We start from the raw sequence: 19,773 nt of genomic DNA, 5'->3' as shown, positions 1-19,773 counted from the left end.
CATACACTGCGCGTCTCGATTCAAAATCCTCATCGCATCAAACAAGATAATCTAATTAGAGCTTAATATTGGGCTTTAGTTAGCAAACATTTAATCATCAAAGCGAATATGCGTAAGACTTTGATGAGTAGAAATACGAAGCCCTGACCTAACGGTCGGGGCTTTTTTGTATATTTAATCTTTGATGAAAAACCAATAGAGCCCTGGCCTGACGGTCAGGGCTTTTTGTTGTAATGAGTCTTCAATGCAGACTTTAGCGATGATAAATGTGGTGATAATAAAGCTGCTAAAGGTAACCCGTTGCTCTGATCTTACTCACGTGTTTTATATGCGTGATAGACCGCGAAGCGTCGAGTCTTGGCGATCGATTCACACTGTCCGAGACTGTCTTTAATTATCGGCGGATAGCGTAAGAAACTATTGGCCACCACAATGAGCTGGCCACCTTTGGAGAGGTGAGAGGGGACGTTACGTAACAAAGACTCGGTTGGTGAGTAGCGTGTATCCAGTCCATCATGGAAAGGGGGATTACTAATGATAGTATTAAATGTCGCCTCAACACCATCAAGCATATCTGAAGGTAAAACTTGCCCATCTAAGCCGTTGGCGGCAAGTGTGGCTTTGCTTGATGCAATGGCGAGGTAATTAACATCCACAAGCGTCACTTGGCAATCAGGATAAGTAGCAAGGATATAGCTACCTATCACGCCTGCGCCGCAACCTACGTCTAATACGTTTCCTTTGATCGACGGAAGATGACGAAGCAACAACTCGGTACCGTCATCTAAACTTTTTTGGCTAAATACGCCGGGTAACGCACGAATGGTCAGTGACGTCTCGCCGAGGGTTAATGGGTAGTCAGTAAACCACGCTTCCAACGAAAAAGAGCTCGCAGGGGTGTGGCAGGTGCCGTAATACATACTGCAGCGCCGCGCAGCATCGTATTTGCTAATAGACCCGTAGGGAGCGAAGCGTTTTTCAATGCTTTTGATGCCACTACGGTTTTCACCCACTACCATCCAATCAACCTCTTTCCCCAATGCGTGTGTCAACATTGCGAGTAAGTAATCAGCTTCTGCTTTTGCTTTAGGCCAATAAAATAAGACCAGATCGATGGGATGATCGATATCGAGCGTCGCGCCTGCATGAACAGTAATCGACGCTTTTTTCTGGCGTGTGGCGAAACCGTGATGCGTCGTAAAGACAGTGACGCTTGCGGCACGTTGCGATAATTGTTGGACAAAGTCATCTTCGAGCTCTCCTGCCAACAGCAGGTGTTTATTATCAAACAACGGAAGGTGACGCTGAGCAATTTCACTGGGGGCCGTGAGGGTCATGATTGTTCTCTTTGCATTATCGACGGTAATAAAGCGCACCGAAATAACCTGGCGCGTCGGGAGTCGAATTTTCCCACAAAGCACGCACCAGGCCAATCTTTAACGGGTTAGGCGTTGTCTTGGCGATCAAGGAAGTGTGCAAACTCGAGCTCATACATCCGGAATAACACCAATGTTAATGAGAAAATAATCGGACCGTAAATTAACCCCATTAAGCCAAAGAGGTGCAAACCGCCCAACAATGAGAAAAAGATAAGCAGGGTGTTCATGCCAGAGTTTCCCTGCATCAAAAAAGGGCGAAGCAGATTATCAATGGAGCCCACAACCACAACGCTCCATACTAAAAGCGCGAGCGCCCACTGCCAGTCACCGATTACTGCGAGATATAGCACTGTTGGTAACCAGATAAGTGCTGTCCCTATCACAGGAATAAAAGAGGCAAAGGCCATCATGGTGCCCCAAAAAAGGGCCGGTAAGCCTACCGCCCACATCGCTAGGCCGCCTGCAGCACCTTGTGCTAAAGCAGTGAGGAATGAACCGAGAACAGCCGATTTGGCGACTTTCTCCACTTCATCAAGCAGTTGGTCTTCTTGGCTACGTGACAAAGGGATAACATGACGCAGTGTTTGGATAATGTTGTCGTGATCGCGCAGTAAAAAGAACAGCACAAATAACATCAGCATAAAGGTGATAAAAAAGTTAGTGACATCGCCCAGTACCCCAGAGCTGAACTCAAGCATTTGACCGCTAAAAGAGGACATCCACGCGGCCAGTTTTTTAACCGTCTCTTGAGGGTCGATGACATCAAACGGTAGCCACTGATTGACAAAGTGTAAGGCTGATTGTATCTGCGGGTTATTGATCAGTTGCCTGGCCCCGCCGTTATTAAGCCATTCATAGCTACGAGTGAAAAAGCTTACACCTTGATCGATGATCGCACCCGCCACGACAGTGAGTGGAATAAAGATGATAAAGGTGATCAGAATGCAAGATAAGACCGATGCAGTATTGGGTCGCTGACCAATCTTTTCTTCGATGCGTTTATGGACGGGGAAGAACAGCAACGACACGATAAAGGCGAGCACAATCGCACCAATATAGGGCTCGATCAAAAGGTAACAGGCGTAAACGGCGATAATAAGGGCCGCAATTAAGGTCCAATGCTTGGGCTCGACGCGAAATGACGGAGTCACAGAGATATCCTTTTTAGCTTGTTGAATGATAGGGCTCGCCTTATGTTCCGGCGCCTAATTTATAGGCACCTTAACACATCGTTTGTTGCATTAGTCAGCTAAAAAAATGGCCAGCAGATCATTGAGAAATAATTTACCTTTTGGCGTGATTTGCCAATGGGTGTTTGTTTCTGTGATTAAGCCTTGCTCAGAAGCTTGAGAGATAGGCGCGGCGAGATGTGACAGCGATAGCCCTGTGTGACTGACAAAATCAGCTTTGGGGCAGGGCTCGAGCAAGCGAAAACGGTTCATAAAAAACTCAAACGCAAGATCGGTATGTTTTACCCACTGGCTGTCGGTGAGGTAGGCTTTGTCTGGATCGAGGTAGCCACGCGGGTGTTTCACTTTGACGGTACGAAGTAAACGAGGTTGGTCATCCTCTAGCAAGGTCAGTTTGCCATGTGCGCCGCAGCCAATTCCTAAATAATCCCCAAAACGCCAGTAGTTGAGGTTATGTGCACATTGGTGGCCTGGCAGGCTATAGGCGGAGGTCTCGTACTGAATATATCCCGCATCGGTCAGTCGTTGATGGCCTTGATCAAAAATGTCCCACAAGGTGTCTTCTTCTGGCAGGGTGGGCGGCTTAGAGTAAAACTGAGTATTAGGCTCGATAGTCAGTTGATACCAAGAAATATGCGGCGGCTTCAGTGCAATGGCTTGCTCCAAATCGCTGAGTGCTTCTTGTTCTGATTGATCGGGTAAACCATGCATCAGATCGAGATTAAAACTCGTCAGTCTCGCTTGGTGGGCAAGGTGAGCTGCCCGTTCTGCCTCACCAGGGCCATGAATACGGCCTAGCCGGGTAAGCTTATCGGCAGAAAAGCTTTGTACGCCAATGGATATACGAGTCACGCCCGCTTGGCGATAGCCAATAAATTTATCGGCCTCGACGGTGCCCGGGTTGGCCTCCATGGTGACTTCCATATTGTTACTCGGGGTCAGTCGCGCATTGATCCCGGCGAGCAAACGCTCAATCTGAGCGGGCGACATCAGGCTGGGTGTGCCGCCACCGATAAAAATAGAGTGCAGTGGACGCGTGACTATTGAGGGATAAGCGGCCAGGTCGGTGTCGAGATCGTCGAGCAACGCATCGATATAATCGTCTTCTGGGATCGCGCCTTTTTGCGTGTGTGAGTTAAAGTCACAATACGGGCATTTTTGTACACACCACGGGATGTGTACATACAAACTTAATGGGATCATGGGTTATTGCGACGCTTTTAAGGCTTGAAATAGGGCGTTGAGGGCTTGACCGCGATGTGAGCGTTGTTTTTTCTCTGACGCAGGCATTTCGGCAGCGGTGCATTGCTGATCATGGGGCAAAAATACTGGATCGTAGCCAAAGCCGTTGTCACCTTGTGGTGCATGGGCAATTTGACCTTCCCAAACGCCATGACAGACCAATGGCGTCGGATCATTCGCGTGGCGCATGTACACCAATACGCAATGAAAACGTGCTTGGCGTGCATGGGTATCAGTATCATGCATTGCGTCGAGTAGCTTGGCGACATTATCGGCATCATTGGCGTTATCGCCAGCATAGCGAGCTGAATAGACGCCAGGTGCGCCTTTTAGCGCATCCACCTCAAGGCCTGAATCATCGGCGATGGCTGGAAGCCCGGTCAGTTTCGCCGCGTGGCGGGCTTTAATGATGGCATTTTCAATAAAAGTGGTCCCTGTTTCGTCAGCTTCTGTCACCGCAAAATCACTTTGCGGCAGAACCTCAAAACCAAATTCGCCGAGTAGCCCGGCCATTTCTTTTACTTTGCCTGCATTGCCGGTTGCCAGCACAACTTTATTCATGTCGGTTACCTATGTGTTTGTCACCCTGTTAAGGGGTATCGACGTAAAACGTGTAATTGTAGTCGAAGGAGGCACTGCGATTGCCCGCTGCGTTGAGATCAATCTGGAATTGATAGGTTTCCTCATCATCAGCGGCAAAGGTCGCAATGTAATAAATCGCGTCGCCTTCGCGGATCTCGGTAAAATCTAGCTCTCGACTGTTACCCACCAAGTTTTTGACTTGGCCTTGGACCTTGGCGGCAATCGCCGGTTTTCCAAGCTGCATGGTGTCGAGAACCGCGATATTAACCAACCCGCGATAGCCGCTGCGGGTAATATCATATTGCTTGGCGATGTCAGGGGTTAAAAACGTCGTTGATAAGGTGTTGTAGTGCACCTCTAATTCGCCGATTTCTTTAAACTGGCCCGCCCAAGCTGGGGTCATGACTATGCCACAGAGGCTAATCATCAAAGCAATGAGGTTACGCATAATCTTTCCTTGTTGTGATCGCATGAGCATACCGAAACCAGTACGCACGAGCGCCTCAGCCCGATCCTTGTCAGGGTGAGGCGCATATCCCTTATAGGGCGTACCAAACTGGGCCGACCATATCGCCAATTAACATATTGATAAATTGCAGACCGATAAAGATCACCAAAATACTGAGATCCAGTCCACCGATAGGAGGGAGGATGCGACGCACTGGGGCGCAAACCGGCTCGGTTAATTGATGGAACACTTGCTCTACAGGGTTATTGCCTTGGCTTACCCAGCTGAGAATGGCACGTAGGATCAGCACCCAAAACAGCAGTTTACCGGCTGCTTTAAGCAGCGCAATGGCAGAAAACAGGAACATTCCTGAACTCATTGCTAATGGATTGCCGGCGACTAAATCCAGTGCCACAAATTTAGCGACCATCAGCAGATAAGCAAAGAGGACGGTCGCGAGATCTAATCCACCGAGCGCGGGAACCATCCGGCGCAGTGGACCCACAACAGGCTGGGTCGCCTTCACCACAAATTGAGAGAACGGGTTATAAAAATCGGCCCGAGACCATTGTAGCCATATACGGAGTAACACCACCATGATGTAAAGATCAAACGCGGTGTTGATCAGAAAGGTCATTGCATTCATATCGTCGCCTTAGTGATTAAAATTCTTGTTCCATTTGCTCAGCACGGCTCACCGCCGCTTGCATGGCCTGTGCGACTATGTCGCTAATATTGTGCTGCTCGAATACTTGCAACGCTTCTGCGGTGGTTCCTCCTTTTGAAGTCACCTGCTCGCGTAGTTCTCCAAGCGTGGTGTCTGGGTTCGCGGCCACCATTTCTGCCGCTCCCAGTGCGGCTTGTTGTACCAACGCCCTTGCTTGCTGGTCAGTAAAACCTTGGCGAATGGCTTCTTGCTGCATGGCTTCCATAAAGCGGAAAAAATAGGCCGGCGCACTGCCTGCAGCCGCAATCACACCATTGATACTCGCCTCATTATCGACCCAGCAGACTTCACCCACCGCTTTCATCAGCGCGGAGGCATAGTCTTGATCACCCGTCGTCACACCCGGTGATGCGTACAGGCCGCTCATGCCTTTACCCACCAGCGAAGGCGTATTCGGCATCACGCGCACCAGATTAAGTGACGTACCAGCCATTTGATTAAGACGGGCAACATTGATGCCAGCGGCTATTGAGATCACCATTTTCGACGACCAATCGACCGCTGGCAAGTCGCTTAATACTTTTGCCATTAATTGGGGTTTTACCGCTAAAACGATCACTTCCGCTTGTTGGCAAGCAAGAAGGTTGTTTGTGGTGGTTTGGATCCCGTATTGCGTTGTCAGCACATCGTTAGGATGCGCGCTGGGTGACGCGGCTGTAATGGCTGAGGCGGGATATCCTGCATCCACGAGTCCGGCAATGATGGATCGAGCCATGTTGCCAGCCCCAATAAAGGTGAGAGGGCGATGTTCCATGTATTCGGTTCCTGTTGTTCTCATCATTCTGTGTAGGTGTCGTTAGCGATAATCACGTGCACCAAAAACGGCGGTGCCGATTCTTACCATGGTACTGCCACATGCAATGGCAGCTGCCATATCACCGCTCATACCCATCGATAAGGTATCAATAGTCGGCGTGTGTGCGTGGAGCGAATCAAACGCGGTCGCTAAAGGCTCAAACGCGGCACATTGGCGCTGATAATCTGTTTCCGGTTGAGGGATCGACATGAATCCTCGCACGCTGAGATTGGGTAAAGCCCGCATTGATTCAATCAAATCCATGGCTTCATCCAGTGTTATGCCTGATTTAGACGCCTCACCGCTGGTATTCACTTGTACTAAAACGTTGAGTGGCGGCAAATGCGCGGGACGTTGCTCACTCAGACGTTTAGCAATTTTTAACCGATCGACTGAGTGGACCCAATCAAAGTGGCTGGCGATCAAGCGCGTTTTGTTTGACTGAATTGGACCAATAAAGTGCCACTCAATCTTTGTGTTTGGGGCATGTGTGGCAAAGTGCTCCACTTTTTCAACGCCTTCCTGCACGTAGTTTTCGCCAAATGCGGTTTGACCTGCGGCCACGGCCTCTGCGATCGCCTCGACGGGTTTTGTTTTACTCACCGCAAGCAACTGCACCGAATGATCGGGTCGGCCGCATTTTTGGGTGGCGAGGTCTATTTGTTCCCTGACCTGTTCAATATTCTGCTTAATATTACACATACCTGATTCTACGAGGAAAATGAATGGAAATTACTGAGCTATTGGCCTTTAGTGTAAAGCATCGTGCGTCAGATCTACATCTTTCTGCGGGCGTGCCGCCTATGGTGCGGGTAGATGGCGATGTGCGCAAGCTCAGTCTACCTGCGCTCAATCATCAAGCGGTCGAGCAATTGATTATCGCTGTGATGAATCCCGAACAACGCCAAACGTTTGTAACCGAATGGGAGGTGGATTTTTCGTTTGAGCTGGCCTCGGTTGGCCGGTTTCGGGTGAACGCTTTTCATCAGCAACATGGGTGCGCGGCGGTGTTTCGGGTTATCCCAGAGGCGCTGCCAACCTTAGAAGTGTTAAACGCGCCTTCTGTCTTAACAGAGCTCGCGTCGCTCACTCAGGGGCTGGTACTCGTGACTGGGCCGACGGGATCGGGAAAATCAACGACGTTGGCAGCGATGGTTGATCATATTAATCGTCATCAACAAAAGCATATTCTTACTATTGAAGATCCGATCGAGTTCATTCACTCGCCGCAACAAAGCTTAGTGAATCAGCGGGAAGTGAATCGTGATACGCAATCCTTTCAACAGGCGCTGCGTTCGGCCTTACGGGAGGATCCAGATGTGATTCTGGTCGGCGAGCTACGAGACTTAGAGACAATAAGCTTAGCATTGACGGCCGCAGAAACGGGCCATTTAGTCTTTGCCACGTTACATACCGCGAGTGCGGCGAAAAGCGTTGACCGGATTATCGATGTGTTTCCAGGTAGTGATAAGCCCTTGGTTCGCTCTATGTTGTCTGCCTCTTTGCAGGCGGTAGTATCGCAGCAGCTCGTCAAAAACACCCAGGGCCGACGGGTCGCTGCGTATGAAATTATGAAAGCCACCCCTGCGATTGCTAACCTTATCCGTGAAGACAAGGTGGCGCAGATGACCTCCATGATGCAAACAGGCGTCGCCCAGGGGATGCAAACTATGGAGCAGGCGATAACACGGCTGACCGACCAAGGGGTTATTCCGAGGCGTGAAACGGCTCAGCATATTGGCGCTCAAACCAGCTTTCAATAATCACAACGGCTGATTGGGCGTCAACAGCTCCCTTACCTAAGGCTTTGTAGCCGCCTTGTTCAAAAAGTGCTGCGCGGGCTTCGCGTGTTGATAGGCGCTCATCATGTAACGAGACCGGGAAACCAAAGCGCCCATGTAAGCGATTGGCAAATTTTTTCGCTCTGGGTGTAATGGTATCGAGAGGTTCACCTTGTAAATCTAATGGCAGCCCAACCACTAAATAATCAGGTTGCCATTCTTTTAATAGGGCATCAATGTCATCCCAGTTAGGAATACCATCGCGCGCTTTCAAAGCGCATAAAGGGCGAGCGGTGCCGGTTAACGACTGACCGATGGCAACGCCAATGCTTTTTACCCCGTAATCAAAACCCATCACGGTTTGTGCGTTCATGCGTGTCCTACTTGTGAAGAAAGGTTGGCGGCGTCAATGCCGAGTTGGTCGAGCGCTTTTTGCCAACGTTGGTGAACAGGGGTATCAAAAATTACGCTAGGATCGGCCTCCAGTGTGAGCCAACTATTTTCGGCTAACTCTTGTTCAAGCTGTCCGGCTTCCCAGCCTGCATAACCCAAGGCCACCAAAAATTGCTCTGGCTGTTGCTCGGTCCCAAGAATCGATAAGATATCTTTTGAGGTGGTCACGGCTAATTGATCCGATACGGGCACACTGGTGCCATACGAACAATTGGCAGGATGCAGCACAAATCCTCGATCTTCAGACACCGGCCCGCCAAATAAAACGGATTGGGTCAGACTTTCGGTTGTTTTGGAAAGCGGCACGTCGCGCTCTATCTCTATTTGGTCCAGCATTTTACCCACGGACAGGTTGATAGGGTGATTGATCATTAACCCCATGGCGCCGTCATGATTATGCTCACACACGTAGATAACACCCTGTTGAAAACGGCTATCGGCCATGCTCGGCATTGCGATTAAAAAATGATTTTTCAGATCCATATCGCCGTCTCCTGTTCGTACGCTTACGTTGAGTATGCGCAAAATATGTGTATTTAGGCAATCATAGAGGCGCAATGCGCCTCATTTTTTATTTGCAGCGTTGGGCGATCGCTTCCATCAAGATGTCGCCTACGGAAATATCGTACGCGGCGTCAATTTCACGGATACAGGTCGGACTGGTGACATTGATTTCTGTGAGCTTATCGCCGATCACATCGAGTCCAACGAAGATCAGCCCTTTTTCTTTCAATGTCGGTGCGATTGCACGTGCAATTGCCCAATCCGTCTCCGATAAAGGACGTGCTTCACCACGGCCACCGGCGGCGAGATTACCGCGCGTTTCACCTTCTGCTGGAATGCGGGCCAGACAGTAGGGCACCGGTTCGCCGTCAACAATTAAGATGCGCTTATCACCATTGCTGATGTCAGGGACGAAGGTTTGTGCCATGCAAAAACGTTGGCCATGCTCAGTAAGGGTCTCAATGATCACACCAATATTCGGATCACCTTGTTTGACCCGGAAAATAGAGGCGCCTCCCATGCCATCGAGTGGCTTCAAAATAACATCACCGTGCTGGGCTTGGAATGCACGAATCTCGTCGGCACGTCGTGTCACTAAGGTGGTGGGTGTGTGTTCAGGGAACCAAGCGGTATAGAGTTTCTCGTTACAGTCACGGAGGCTTTGCGGTTTGTTCACAATTAAAACACCGGCTTCTTCTGCGCGCTCTAGCATGTAGGTCGCATAGATATACTCGGTATCAAAGGGGGGATCTTTTCGCATCAAGATCGCATCAAACGCGCGCAGCGGTAGGGTTTGTGTTTGGTGTACTTGATACCAATTGTTAGGATCATCCATGACACTCACTGTTTGAGTGCGAGCACTCGGTTCACCCTGCAGCATCGACATATCATTCATCGAAATAGTATGTATTTCCCAGCCGCGTTGTTGTGCCGCCAACATCATGGCAAACGTGGAGTCTTTTTTTACACTGATGGCCTCAATGGGATCCATCACTACACCTATTTTCATCATGTCTCTCCTGTTTGCCGTTAACCCAGGTCGCCAAAACGGACTTGTAGCGCGGTAATGGCTGTCAGCGCTGCCGTTTCTGTGCGTAAGACCCGAGGGCCCAATAAAATTTCTTCAAAACCACGATTACGTGTCATCGCTATTTCTTCTTCTGACAATCCGCCTTCTGGCCCAATCAGCAAACGTAGCTTAGAAGGGGCTTGAGGAAGTGTATTGAGGGAATACGGTGCGCGAGGATGAAGGTTGAGTTTCAGTCCATCAAATGCCTGTTGGCACCAAGTGTCTAGGTTGATCACGGGATTCACGGTGGGGACGATATTGCGCCCACTTTGTTCGCAGGCGCCAATGGCTATTTTTTGCCATTGTTGGCGTTTTTTCTCCAGTCGATCAGCATTGATCTTGACCCCACATCGCGCCGATAAAAGTGGCGTAATGGTATTTACCCCTAACTCAACCGATTTTTGTACGGTAAATTCCATTTTCTCACCACGAGAAATAACCTGTCCCAGTTCAAAATTTAGTGGCGATTCAACACTGACCTCTTCGCGGGCTGAGATGGTTGCGGTGACGTGTTTCTTACTGATTTGCGTCAAGGTCGCTGGAAATTGCGCCCCAGAACCATCAAAAAGCAGAATTGGTTGCTCTGCTTGCATTCTTAATACGCGGCCTAGATGATTTGCCGCTTCATCGCTTAAGGTCACCGTACCTTGAGATGGTAAAGGCGCCGGGTGATAAATTCGAGGAATTCGCATGGTGTTCGCTTTCCATTATCAATCAGCCTCCAGTGTAACATGGCTACCGGTGGCAATAGGTGATGTGTTAATCGGGAACGTGTCAATAATATGGGGACGGTGAACGGAAAAGCAAATAGCTAATGTTTTTCGCTGCCCGGCGTCAGTATCTGTTGGCACTGTTTGCACCGATAGGTTGCCTGGCCGCGCAGAACTTTATGATGACGGCGTATCGTTAAGGCCACTGGCCCACAACGGCATTGGTACGAGAAGGTTTTCCCTTGCACCGCTGTGATATCAAGCTGGTGGGTCGTGTTTGCTGGTACATGAAACAAGTTAGTCATTAGGTCGCGCCATTCCGGACCATGAGGTTTGACACGCCCATGCAGCGCGAACGTGACTAAATGACAGACTTCATGCGGGATCACCTCATGAAAAAAAGCGTCGGCGTGTTGCTGGAGCAATACCGGATTAAACCGTAATCGCCATTCTGTCGGATGCGCGGTGCCTGCGGCGCGCCCTCGTAACGTAAAGCCAATTGTTGGATAAACCAGTTGGCGATCTAGTTGCCGATTGGCACGATCAATACAGGCGTGAACCTGGTCGGTGACCGATTGTATCAAGGTGTTAGACAGAGAAGGCATAGGTGTCGACTCACACTGCGATCAAAAAAGGGAAGCGAACGCTTCCCTTTGTAAAAAGCGAATCAGGCCAGATTAACCAAGCTTGGCAAATTCACGCAATAGGTCTGCTTTGTCGGTTTTCTCCCATGGGAAAACTTCACGACCAAAATGGCCATACGCCGCAGTTTGCTTATAAATAGGTTGCAGCAAGTCGAGCATTTCTTGTAGGCCATACGGACGTAGATCGAAGTGCTCACGAACGGCTTTAATAATCACCTCTGGCGCCACTTTTTCAGTGCCAAAAGTTTCGACCATGATAGACGTTGGCTCGGCCACACCAATGGCGTACGACAATTGAATCTCACAGCGGTCAGCAAGGCCAGCTGCGACGATGTTTTTCGCTACATAACGTGCGGCGTAGGCGGCAGAACGATCCACTTTTGATGGATCTTTGCCTGAGAATGCCCCGCCACCGTGACGGGCTGCGCCACCGTAGGTATCCACGATAATTTTACGGCCGGTTAAACCACAGTCTCCCATCGGGCCACCAATCACAAAGCGACCCGTTGGATTAATAAAGAATTTAGTCTCTTTGGTGAGCCATTCTACAGGCAGAACCGGTTTGATAATTTCTTCCATGACCGCTTCGCGGAGATCGTCGGTTGAAATGCTGTCGCAATGCTGTGTTGACAGCACCACGGCGTCAATGCCCGCAATCTTGCCGTTGTCGTAGGCGAAAGTGACCTGGCTTTTTGCATCAGGACGTAGCCAATCTAAGGTGCCATCTTTACGCACTTTCGCTTGGCGCTCAACCAAACGGTGTGAGTAAGTAATAGGGGCTGGCATCAGTACATTGGTTTCATTGGTGGCAAAACCAAACATAATCCCTTGATCGCCCGCACCTTGATCTTTGGGATCAGCGCGGTCAACGCCTTGGTTTATATCAGGCGATTGCTTGCCAATGGTGTTCAATACTGCACAAGAATTGGCATCAAAACCCATATCGGAATGGACGTAACCAATATCGCGTACCGTTTGGCGAGTGAGCTCTTCAATATCAACCCAGGCTGAGGTCGTCACTTCCCCGCCTACCATGACCATTCCGGTCTTCACATAGGTTTCGCAGGCAACGCGCGCTTTGGGATCTTGCTCAAGAATGGCATCCAAGACCGCATCAGAAATCTGATCGGCGATTTTATCAGGATGGCCTTCAGAGACGGACTCTGAGGTAAACAGGTGCTTAGCCATGTGACACTCTCATTGGTTATCAAGAATACCGACGATACGTAGCGAGTTGTCTCGCCGATCATCTCAGATGTTTTAACTTCTAGACGTCTATTTTATTCGCAAATACGATAAACGCAAGTCAGTTAATGCATCAGGGGGCCTCTCTAGGTATAGCAAAGGCGAGCCGTATCGTATTGTCCTAAGTAACGGCTTGAGGCGAACTTGCGGGTTGCCAGCCGGTTGGAGCCGCTTCTTGCAGCCAATGTTTGAGTGACTCGACACGCAGAGGAAGGCGGCCAGCACTGCAATAAAGATGTAATGGAACCGGCGCTGAGTGCCATTGCGCTAAACACCGTATAATTTTATCAGGGTGGTGTTTCTGATAGCCAGCTGCACTCCAAGTCGGCAGAAGTCCGACACCTTGTCCATTTGCAATCGCATCTAACTGGATCGCTATCATGTCGCAATTGAAACGGCTAGGCATGGCGCTTAAATGATAGGTTTTATCGTGATTATGGAGCGTCAACCCTTGCCGCCGAAGGGCAAAAACATCCAGCCATGGATGGCCGTCCAAAGCGCTTGGATGCATAAAAGGGCCGTGTTGTGCCACGTAGTGTGGTGCAGCATAAATACCATATTGCCAAGTGCCTAGCTTATGAGCCCGACAGTTCATCGGCAGTATCATATCGCCCGCCCAAATAATCAGATCCGCAGACTGGATACGCGCTGGGCTGACGTCACTCGTTAATGTAATGGAAACCTTGGGGTGTTGCGCTAAAAAGGCATTTATCGATGGCCCTGCCCATCCACGCATCATGCCTGGGTGGCAAATCACGTCAATTGGCCCTTGAAGGTGATTATTTAACCCTTGGATCGCTTCTTCACTTTCCTCGACCAAATCGAGCATTTGTTGGCAGTAACGGGAAAATATCTCGCCTGCTTTGGTTAACACTAGCCGGTTTCCTTGCCGTTGTGTCAGTGACTGCCCCATATCTGTCTCGAGCTGCGCTAAACGACGACTGAGAGTTGATTTGGGCTGTCCCAGTGCTTTCGCGGCCGCCGTTAGGCTTTGATGTTGGCAGAAAGCAACAAATGCACGAATAGAGGAGAAGTCCTGCATAATCGTCCTTTTTGATTCCGTTGAAAGTCCACACCTGTCGTTTGGTGACCATGACGTCGTTCTATCACTGGAACGAAGTGTTCCTGTTTTGCCACTAGTTGCCCTGACTTAGATGTGAATAATTATCAGTTAACAAACGATAATCATTATCACAGAATGGAGTTGATTATGTCCAGTTGTCTTCGTCCCTGCGTAGTTGGGATGGTATTAGCCGGTATCCCCTTAAGTGCCATTCATGCGGCTGAAGCGGTCGATCAAAATACTGAAACCATGGTCATCACGGCCTCAGGATTTGAGCAAGCCACAGCAAAGGCGCCAGCAAGTATCAGTGTGATTAGCCGTGACCAACTAGAAGGTCGTTATTATCGAGATGTCACGGATGCCTTAAAACGCATTCCTGGCGTGGTCGTGACAGGCGGTGGCGATACCACGGATATAAGCATTCGCGGTATGGGGTCAAAATATACCCTGATGCTGGTGGATGGAAAGCGTACCACCAGTCGTGAAACACGCCCAAACAGCGACGGACCCGGCATTGAACAAGGTTGGCTGCCGCCTTTGCAAGCGATTGAGCGTATTGAGGTGATTCGCGGGCCGATGTCGACATTGTATGGCTCTGATGCCATTGGTGGGGTGATTAACATTATTACACGTCGTAACCAGCAAGAGTGGCACGGTAATGTGCAGCTGAGTACGTTATTACAAGAAAAACGCGCATCAGGCGATGAACAAAGTGCCAACTTTTACCTTTCTGGCGCCCTAAGCGATAAGCTGGGTATGAAGGTATCGGGCCAAACGGTTCAACGTCAAGAAGACGACATTACTTTCGGTTACGAGGATAAATCTTTACGCAGCCTATCAACCTCGTTGACCTATGATGCCAGCGATTTTCAACAATGGACCCTGGACTTAGGCGCGAGCTCGCAAGAGCGCAATGGCCAAATGGGTAAAACCGTGCCGACCGAGGGTTGTCGAGGCGGTTGTGAAAACAGCAATAATGAATATCGGCGACAATCGGTAGCGCTCGGCCATGAAGGGCATTGGACGTGGGGCTGGTCAGACTCACACCTACAGCACGAGCAAAGCCGCAATAAAAGTCGTGAGATGACGATTAACAACACCGAGTTTAAAACCCGTCTGATCCGTGATTTTGACACACACACTTTGACGGTTGGCGGCTCGGTGACCCATGCCGAACTGGAAGACTTTTCCTCTAATCAAGCATCGAGCCAAACTGAAATTGACAATACTCAGGCCGCCTTGTTTGTGGAGGATGAATGGCGAGTGATTGACCCATTTAGCGTGACGCTAGGCCTACGTGTTGATCATGATGAAAACTATGATTATCACGCCAGTCCACGCCTGTATGGTGTTTATCAGCTCACCGATAGCTGGATAGTGAAGGGTGGGGTCGCGACCGGATTCCGTTCACCACAACTGCGAGAAATTGCGCCGAATTGGGCGCAAGTGAGTCGTGGCGGTAATATCTATGGTAACGCCGACCTGGAACCTGAAACGTCTGTGAACTCAGAAGTGAGTATTAACTATCAAGGCGATACCGGAGTCAGTGGCTCGTTAACAGTATTCCATAATGACTTTAAAGATAAGATCACCCGTGTGACCTGCCCGGCTTCCGTGTGTACCGACGGTCCCAATCGGTTTGGCTCAGATCCAACTTATCGAATCAATGTTGATGAAGCCGTTACCCAAGGCATAGAGGCCAATGTATCTGCTCCCGTGACTGACACCATTGATATCAGCGCCAGTTATACCTACACCGATTCGGAGCAGAAGACCGGTGCGTATAAAGGTCAACCTCTGAATCAAATTCCTCAGCAGCTCGCGTATGGCGAAGTAAACTGGCAAGCTACCGAGCGGTTGAGTCCTTGGGTCAGCGCGACCTACCGTGGCGAAGAAATGGATCCTGTCAAAGGCCCATCCTCTCGAAGCAATATAGAACCGAGCTACACCTTGGTAGACGCTGGGATGAACTATCAGCTCAGCGACGCCATTGAGCTTCAAGGTGCGGTTTATAATCTATTGGACAAAGAACGTGACTATGAGGATTACGGCTATATCAGTGATGAACGCCGATATTGGTTAGGCATGAATATCAGCTTCTAAGTCACAATAAAAGGATGGCCTTTGCTGCATCGATTGCAGCCGCCATCACACTGCCACGCCCGTCTCGGACTTTTACCGGACGGGCGTTTTTTTACTACGTTTTGTTCTCAACTCGCGTGAGAAGACTCACACAATACGTGCGTCTTTTACGTGCTTGAGATACACTGTGTACCATCGTCAAACAAGCACCGATGGACATGGCACTCAGAGTCGCAATTAATGGATTTGRCCGCATAGGGCGCAGCGTATTGCGTGCCCTGTACGAGAGCGGTAAGCACGATCGCATTCAAGTGGTGGCGATTAATGAACTCGCCGAGCCGGAAGCGATGGCGCATCTGCTCCAGTATGACTCGAGCCACGGTCGATTCGGTTGGCCTGTTTCTTACAATCAAGAACATTTGTTTGTCGCCACCGACAGCATTCGCCTTCTTCACTTACCGGAATTACAACTGTTACCTTGGCGTGATCTTGATGTCGATATTGTCTTAGACTGTACGGGCAAATTTGGTACCCGTGAAGACGGCGAAGCACACATTGCCGCTGGCGCTAAAAAAGTCTTGTTTTCACACCCTGCGAGCCAAGATGTCGACCGAACCGTGATATATGGCGTCAATCACGAGGCATTGACGACAGACGATCGTATTGTCTCCAATGGATCTTGTACCACAAACTGCATTGTGCCGGTGATCAAAGCGCTGGATGAGCACTTTGGTATTGAGTCTGGCACCATCACCACCATTCACTCTTCAATGAATGATCAGCAGGTGATCGATGCCTACCATTCCGATCTTCGTCGTACACGCACGGCTAGCCAGTCTATCATTCCTGTCGATACCAAATTGCATGTTGGGATCGGTAGGATTTTTCCGAAATTTTCTGACAAGTTCGAAGCGATTTCTGTGCGTGTGCCGACGATAAACGTGACAGCTATGGATTTAAGTGTCACTGTACGTACTAAAGTGAAAGTTAATGACGTAAATCAAGCTCTGCAAACCGCATCTCGATGTACATTAGACGGTATACTGGATTATACCGAAGCGCCCTTGGTGTCGATAGACTTCAACCACGACTCACACAGTGCCATTGTCGATGGGTCGCAAACGCGGGTGAGTAATCATCAGCTGATAAAAACGTTGGTTTGGTGCGACAACGAGTGGGGCTTTGCCAACCGAATGTTGGATACCACCTTGGCGATGGCGCAATGAGTGCGCTAACGCAAGGGGGTCGCCCTGATTAAGTCAGTTTCAATTTGCAACCTTATAGAGAGGACCCTATGTCTGTAATTAAGATGACCGACTTAGATCTTGCCGGAAAGCGTGTCTTTATCCGTGCGGATCTGAACGTGCCGGTAAAAGACGGTAAAGTTACCTCTGACGCACGTATTTTGGCGTCATTGCCTACCATCAAACACTGCTTGGAAGCCGGTGCGAAAGTGATGGTGACCTCTCACTTGGGGCGTCCTGAAGAAGGACAACCTGAAGACCAATACTCACTGCAACCTGTCGTGAACTATCTTGACGACGCGCTAGACTGCAACGTTAGCCTGGCTAAAGATTACTTAGACGGTCTTGAACTGAACGACGGTGAGCTCGTCGTGCTAGAAAACGTTCGCTTTAATAAAGGCGAGAAGAAGAACGACGAAGCACTGTCTAAAAAGTACGCCGCACTGTGCGATATTTTTGTGATGGACGCCTTTGGTACTGCGCACCGCGCGCAAGCATCAACCCATGGTGTGGGCACACATGCACCGATCGCATGTGCCGGACCATTACTGGCGAACGAACTCGACGCGCTTGGTAAAGCAATGGATAACCCTGCTCGCCCAATGGTGGCGATTGTGGGTGGATCAAAAGTGTCGACCAAACTGACCGTTTTGAAATCACTGTCTACCGTTGCAGACCAACTGGTTGTCGGTGGTGGTATTGCCAACACCTTTATTGCAGCGGACGGCCACAATGTGGGCAAATCGCTTTATGAAGCAGATTTGGTGGATACGGCGAAATCCTTGATGGAAGAGTGCCATATTCCTGTTGCGACCGACGTTGCGTGTGCCAAAGCGTTTGATGAAAATGCAGAGGCTGAAATCAAGCGTGTTGAAGACGTGCAAGACGATGACATGATCTTCGACCTAGGGCCAGAATCTACCCAAGCACTGGCTGACATTTTGAAAAATGCCAAAACCATTCTTTGGAATGGCCCAGTGGGTGTTTTCGAGTTTAAGAACTTCGAAGCAGGCACTGCAGGAATTTCAAAAGCAATCGCTGAGTCTGAAGGCTTCTCGGTTGCAGGCGGTGGTGATACCTTGGCTGCAATTGATAAATTTGGCATTAAAGCCGATGTGTCTTACATCTCAACCGGCGGCGGCGCCTTCCTTGAGTTTGTTGAAGGCAAACCACTTCCAGCGGTAGAAATGCTGGAAGCGCGTGCGAAAGACGCATAAATCCGACGATAAAACGGGAGTGATGTCTCCCGTTTTTGCTTTCGTTTGACTACAATAGGCCGAGTCGTAAACGATTGCACCGTATTGATAAGGGTGCCGATGCGCATCTTTACTCAGTTCAGCAAAGACAACCCGATTTAATAGGACAAGAGCCATGTCTAAAGTTTTTGATTTTGTAAAACCTGGCGTTATCTCTGGCGATGATGTTCAGAAAGTATTTGAAGTTGCTAAAGAGAACAAGTTCGCGTTGCCAGCGGTTAACGTGGTAAACACTGACTCTATCAACGCTGTAATGGAAGCTGCGGCGAAAGTAAAAGCGCCAGTGGTTATTCAATTCTCTAACGGTGGTGCAGGCTTCTTCCCAGGCAAAGGCCTGAAGCTAGACGGTCAAGAAGCGCAAATTAAAGGCGCTGTTGCCGGTGCGAAATACGTTCACGCGATGGCTGAAGTGTATGGTGTGCCAGTGATTATGCATACTGACCACGCAGCGAAAAAACTGCTGCCGTGGATCGACGGTCTGCTTGATGCCGGTGAAGCTTTCTTTAAAGAACACGGCAAGCCACTGTTCTCTTCTCACATGATTGACCTGTCTGAAGAGTCACTGGAAGAGAACATGGAAATCTGTGCCGAATACCTGGCGCGCATGGACAAAATGGGCATGACGCTGGAAATCGAACTGGGCATTACTGGTGGTGAAGAAGACGGCGTGGATAACAGTGATGTTGATACCGCTGACCTTTACACCAAGCCAGAAGAAGTGGCGTACGCATACGAAAAACTGTCTGCTGTAAGCCCTCGCTTCACCATTGCCGCTTCATTCGGTAACGTTCACGGTGTTTATAAGCCAGGTAACGTGGTACTTAAGCCAGAAATCCTACGTGAATCACAAGCTTACTGCTCAGAGAAATTTGGTCTACCGACCAATGGCCTAAACTTCGTCTTCCATGGCGGTTCGGGCTCTTCAGAAGCGCAGATTCAAGAGTCTATTGGCTATGGCGTGATCAAAATGAACATCGATACCGATACCCAGTGGGCAACATGGGATGGTATCCGTCAGTATTATCAAGACAACGAAGGTTATCTGCAAAGCCAAATCGGTAACCCTAAAGGTGATGATCAGCCAAACAAAAAATTCTACGATCCACGCGTATGGTTGCGTAAAGGTCAAGAATCAATGGTTGCACGTCTTGAGCAAGCCTTTAAAGATCTTAACGCGGTTGACGTACTGTAAGTTACAGTACTGATAGCACAAGAAGACATGAGCCCGCCATATTTGGCGGGCTTTTTTTATATATGGTGATGCCGCGTTCACTGAACGAAGACGCGAAGATAGACAGCGGAGGGTAAAAGCCTGTTACTATTAGGTTATGATTTATTCCAATCATAGAGGGAAAAGG

The 19,773-nt window shown here is 49.4% G+C and carries 20 protein-coding genes; 5 read left to right on the top strand and 15 right to left on the bottom strand.

Features of this window, described 5'->3' with window-relative positions; translation table 11 throughout:
• Positions 1 to 311: 311 nt before the first annotated feature.
• The 8 genes from rsmC to BZG81_RS08960 all read right to left on the bottom strand — a co-directional run bounded on the left by rsmC (position 312) and on the right by BZG81_RS08960 (position 7,066).
• Positions 312 to 1,337 carry a 16S rRNA (guanine(1207)-N(2))-methyltransferase RsmC gene (rsmC, locus tag BZG81_RS08995; RefSeq protein ID WP_021024545.1) on the bottom strand — a complete coding sequence of 342 codons (1,026 nt, stop codon included), beginning with the start codon at positions 1,335 to 1,337 and terminating at the stop codon, positions 312 to 314.
• Between the two features lie 107 nt (positions 1,338 to 1,444).
• The gene (locus tag BZG81_RS08990) at positions 1,445 to 2,530 is read right to left on the bottom strand and encodes an AI-2E family transporter (protein WP_077461757.1); all 1,086 of its coding nucleotides are present in this window, start codon (positions 2,528 to 2,530) and stop codon (positions 1,445 to 1,447) included.
• A 90-nt stretch (positions 2,531 to 2,620) separates the two neighbouring features.
• Complete coding sequence (gene hemW, locus BZG81_RS08985; protein ID WP_077677203.1) at positions 2,621 to 3,772, bottom strand: radical SAM family heme chaperone HemW; 1,152 nt, start codon at positions 3,770 to 3,772, stop codon at positions 2,621 to 2,623.
• A 3-nt stretch (positions 3,773 to 3,775) separates the two neighbouring features.
• Complete coding sequence (gene rdgB / locus BZG81_RS08980; protein ID WP_077677202.1) at positions 3,776 to 4,372, bottom strand: RdgB/HAM1 family non-canonical purine NTP pyrophosphatase; 597 nt, start codon at positions 4,370 to 4,372, stop codon at positions 3,776 to 3,778.
• Positions 4,373 to 4,400: 28 nt separating this feature from the next.
• Positions 4,401 to 4,841, bottom strand: a complete 441-nt coding sequence (locus tag BZG81_RS08975) for a DUF4426 domain-containing protein (RefSeq protein ID WP_108742910.1) — start codon at positions 4,839 to 4,841, stop codon at positions 4,401 to 4,403.
• A 91-nt stretch (positions 4,842 to 4,932) separates the two neighbouring features.
• Complete coding sequence (locus BZG81_RS08970) at positions 4,933 to 5,487, bottom strand: YggT family protein (protein WP_077461754.1); 555 nt, start codon at positions 5,485 to 5,487, stop codon at positions 4,933 to 4,935.
• A 16-nt stretch (positions 5,488 to 5,503) separates the two neighbouring features.
• A complete protein-coding gene (gene proC, locus BZG81_RS08965; RefSeq protein ID WP_077461753.1) occupies positions 5,504 to 6,322 on the bottom strand; it encodes a pyrroline-5-carboxylate reductase in 819 nt (272 codons plus the stop codon).
• A 42-nt stretch (positions 6,323 to 6,364) separates the two neighbouring features.
• Complete coding sequence (locus BZG81_RS08960; RefSeq protein ID WP_077677201.1) at positions 6,365 to 7,066, bottom strand: YggS family pyridoxal phosphate-dependent enzyme; 702 nt, start codon at positions 7,064 to 7,066, stop codon at positions 6,365 to 6,367.
• Between the two features lie 23 nt (positions 7,067 to 7,089).
• On the opposite strand from BZG81_RS08960, the gene BZG81_RS08955 reads away from it, so the two are divergent.
• Positions 7,090 to 8,127, top strand: a complete 1,038-nt coding sequence (locus BZG81_RS08955) for a type IV pilus twitching motility protein PilT (protein ID WP_021024537.1) — start codon at positions 7,090 to 7,092, stop codon at positions 8,125 to 8,127.
• On the opposite strand, the gene ruvX is transcribed toward BZG81_RS08955, so the two are convergent.
• The 7 genes from ruvX to BZG81_RS08920 all read right to left on the bottom strand — a co-directional run bounded on the left by ruvX (position 8,072) and on the right by BZG81_RS08920 (position 13,812).
• Positions 8,072 to 8,518 carry a Holliday junction resolvase RuvX gene (gene ruvX, locus BZG81_RS08950; protein ID WP_021024536.1) on the bottom strand — a complete coding sequence of 149 codons (447 nt, stop codon included), beginning with the start codon at positions 8,516 to 8,518 and terminating at the stop codon, positions 8,072 to 8,074. The genes BZG81_RS08955 and ruvX overlap by 56 nt on opposite strands.
• Positions 8,515 to 9,081: a YqgE/AlgH family protein gene (locus BZG81_RS08945; protein WP_077669382.1), complete on the bottom strand. Its 567-nt coding sequence runs from the start codon at positions 9,079 to 9,081 to the stop codon at positions 8,515 to 8,517. The genes ruvX and BZG81_RS08945 overlap by 4 nt, the downstream gene beginning before the upstream one ends.
• Before the next feature lie 88 nt (positions 9,082 to 9,169).
• The gene (gshB, locus tag BZG81_RS08940) at positions 9,170 to 10,114 is read right to left on the bottom strand and encodes a glutathione synthase (RefSeq protein WP_077677200.1); all 945 of its coding nucleotides are present in this window, start codon (positions 10,112 to 10,114) and stop codon (positions 9,170 to 9,172) included.
• 17 nt (positions 10,115 to 10,131) lie between these two features.
• Positions 10,132 to 10,863: a 16S rRNA (uracil(1498)-N(3))-methyltransferase gene (rsmE, locus tag BZG81_RS08935; protein ID WP_077677199.1), complete on the bottom strand. Its 732-nt coding sequence runs from the start codon at positions 10,861 to 10,863 to the stop codon at positions 10,132 to 10,134.
• A 119-nt stretch (positions 10,864 to 10,982) separates the two neighbouring features.
• The gene (locus BZG81_RS08930; RefSeq protein WP_077677198.1) at positions 10,983 to 11,486 is read right to left on the bottom strand and encodes a SprT family zinc-dependent metalloprotease; all 504 of its coding nucleotides are present in this window, start codon (positions 11,484 to 11,486) and stop codon (positions 10,983 to 10,985) included.
• A 72-nt stretch (positions 11,487 to 11,558) separates the two neighbouring features.
• Entirely contained in the window at positions 11,559 to 12,713 is a 1,155-nt protein-coding gene (gene metK, locus BZG81_RS08925; protein WP_077677197.1) for a methionine adenosyltransferase, read from the bottom strand.
• Positions 12,714 to 12,891: 178 nt separating this feature from the next.
• Complete coding sequence (locus BZG81_RS08920; RefSeq protein WP_077677196.1) at positions 12,892 to 13,812, bottom strand: LysR family transcriptional regulator; 921 nt, start codon at positions 13,810 to 13,812, stop codon at positions 12,892 to 12,894.
• 168 nt (positions 13,813 to 13,980) lie between these two features.
• On the opposite strand from BZG81_RS08920, the gene BZG81_RS08915 reads away from it, so the two are divergent.
• From BZG81_RS08915 to fbaA, 4 genes are all read left to right on the top strand, one after another.
• Positions 13,981 to 15,936, top strand: a complete 1,956-nt coding sequence (locus BZG81_RS08915) for a ligand-gated channel protein (protein ID WP_077677195.1) — start codon at positions 13,981 to 13,983, stop codon at positions 15,934 to 15,936.
• A 197-nt stretch (positions 15,937 to 16,133) separates the two neighbouring features.
• The gene (epd, locus tag BZG81_RS08910; protein ID WP_077677207.1) at positions 16,134 to 17,141 is read left to right on the top strand and encodes an erythrose-4-phosphate dehydrogenase; all 1,008 of its coding nucleotides are present in this window, start codon (positions 16,134 to 16,136) and stop codon (positions 17,139 to 17,141) included.
• Positions 17,142 to 17,209: 68 nt separating this feature from the next.
• On the top strand, positions 17,210 to 18,376 hold the full coding sequence (locus tag BZG81_RS08905; RefSeq protein WP_077677194.1) for a phosphoglycerate kinase: 1,167 nt from the start codon (positions 17,210 to 17,212) through the stop codon (positions 18,374 to 18,376).
• 154 nt (positions 18,377 to 18,530) lie between these two features.
• Positions 18,531 to 19,607, top strand: coding sequence for a class II fructose-bisphosphate aldolase (gene fbaA / locus BZG81_RS08900; RefSeq protein ID WP_021024526.1), 1,077 nt, complete (start codon positions 18,531 to 18,533; stop codon positions 19,605 to 19,607).
• Positions 19,608 to 19,773: the final 166 nt, after the last annotated feature.

Origin of the sequence: Salinivibrio sp. MA607 (assembly GCF_001996245.1) — a bacterium.
GTDB classification, from domain to species: Bacteria; Pseudomonadota; Gammaproteobacteria; order Enterobacterales; family Vibrionaceae; genus Salinivibrio; species Salinivibrio costicola.
Note: the sequence above shows the minus strand (reverse complement) of the source record. Positions and strands in the feature narration are given on the sequence as shown.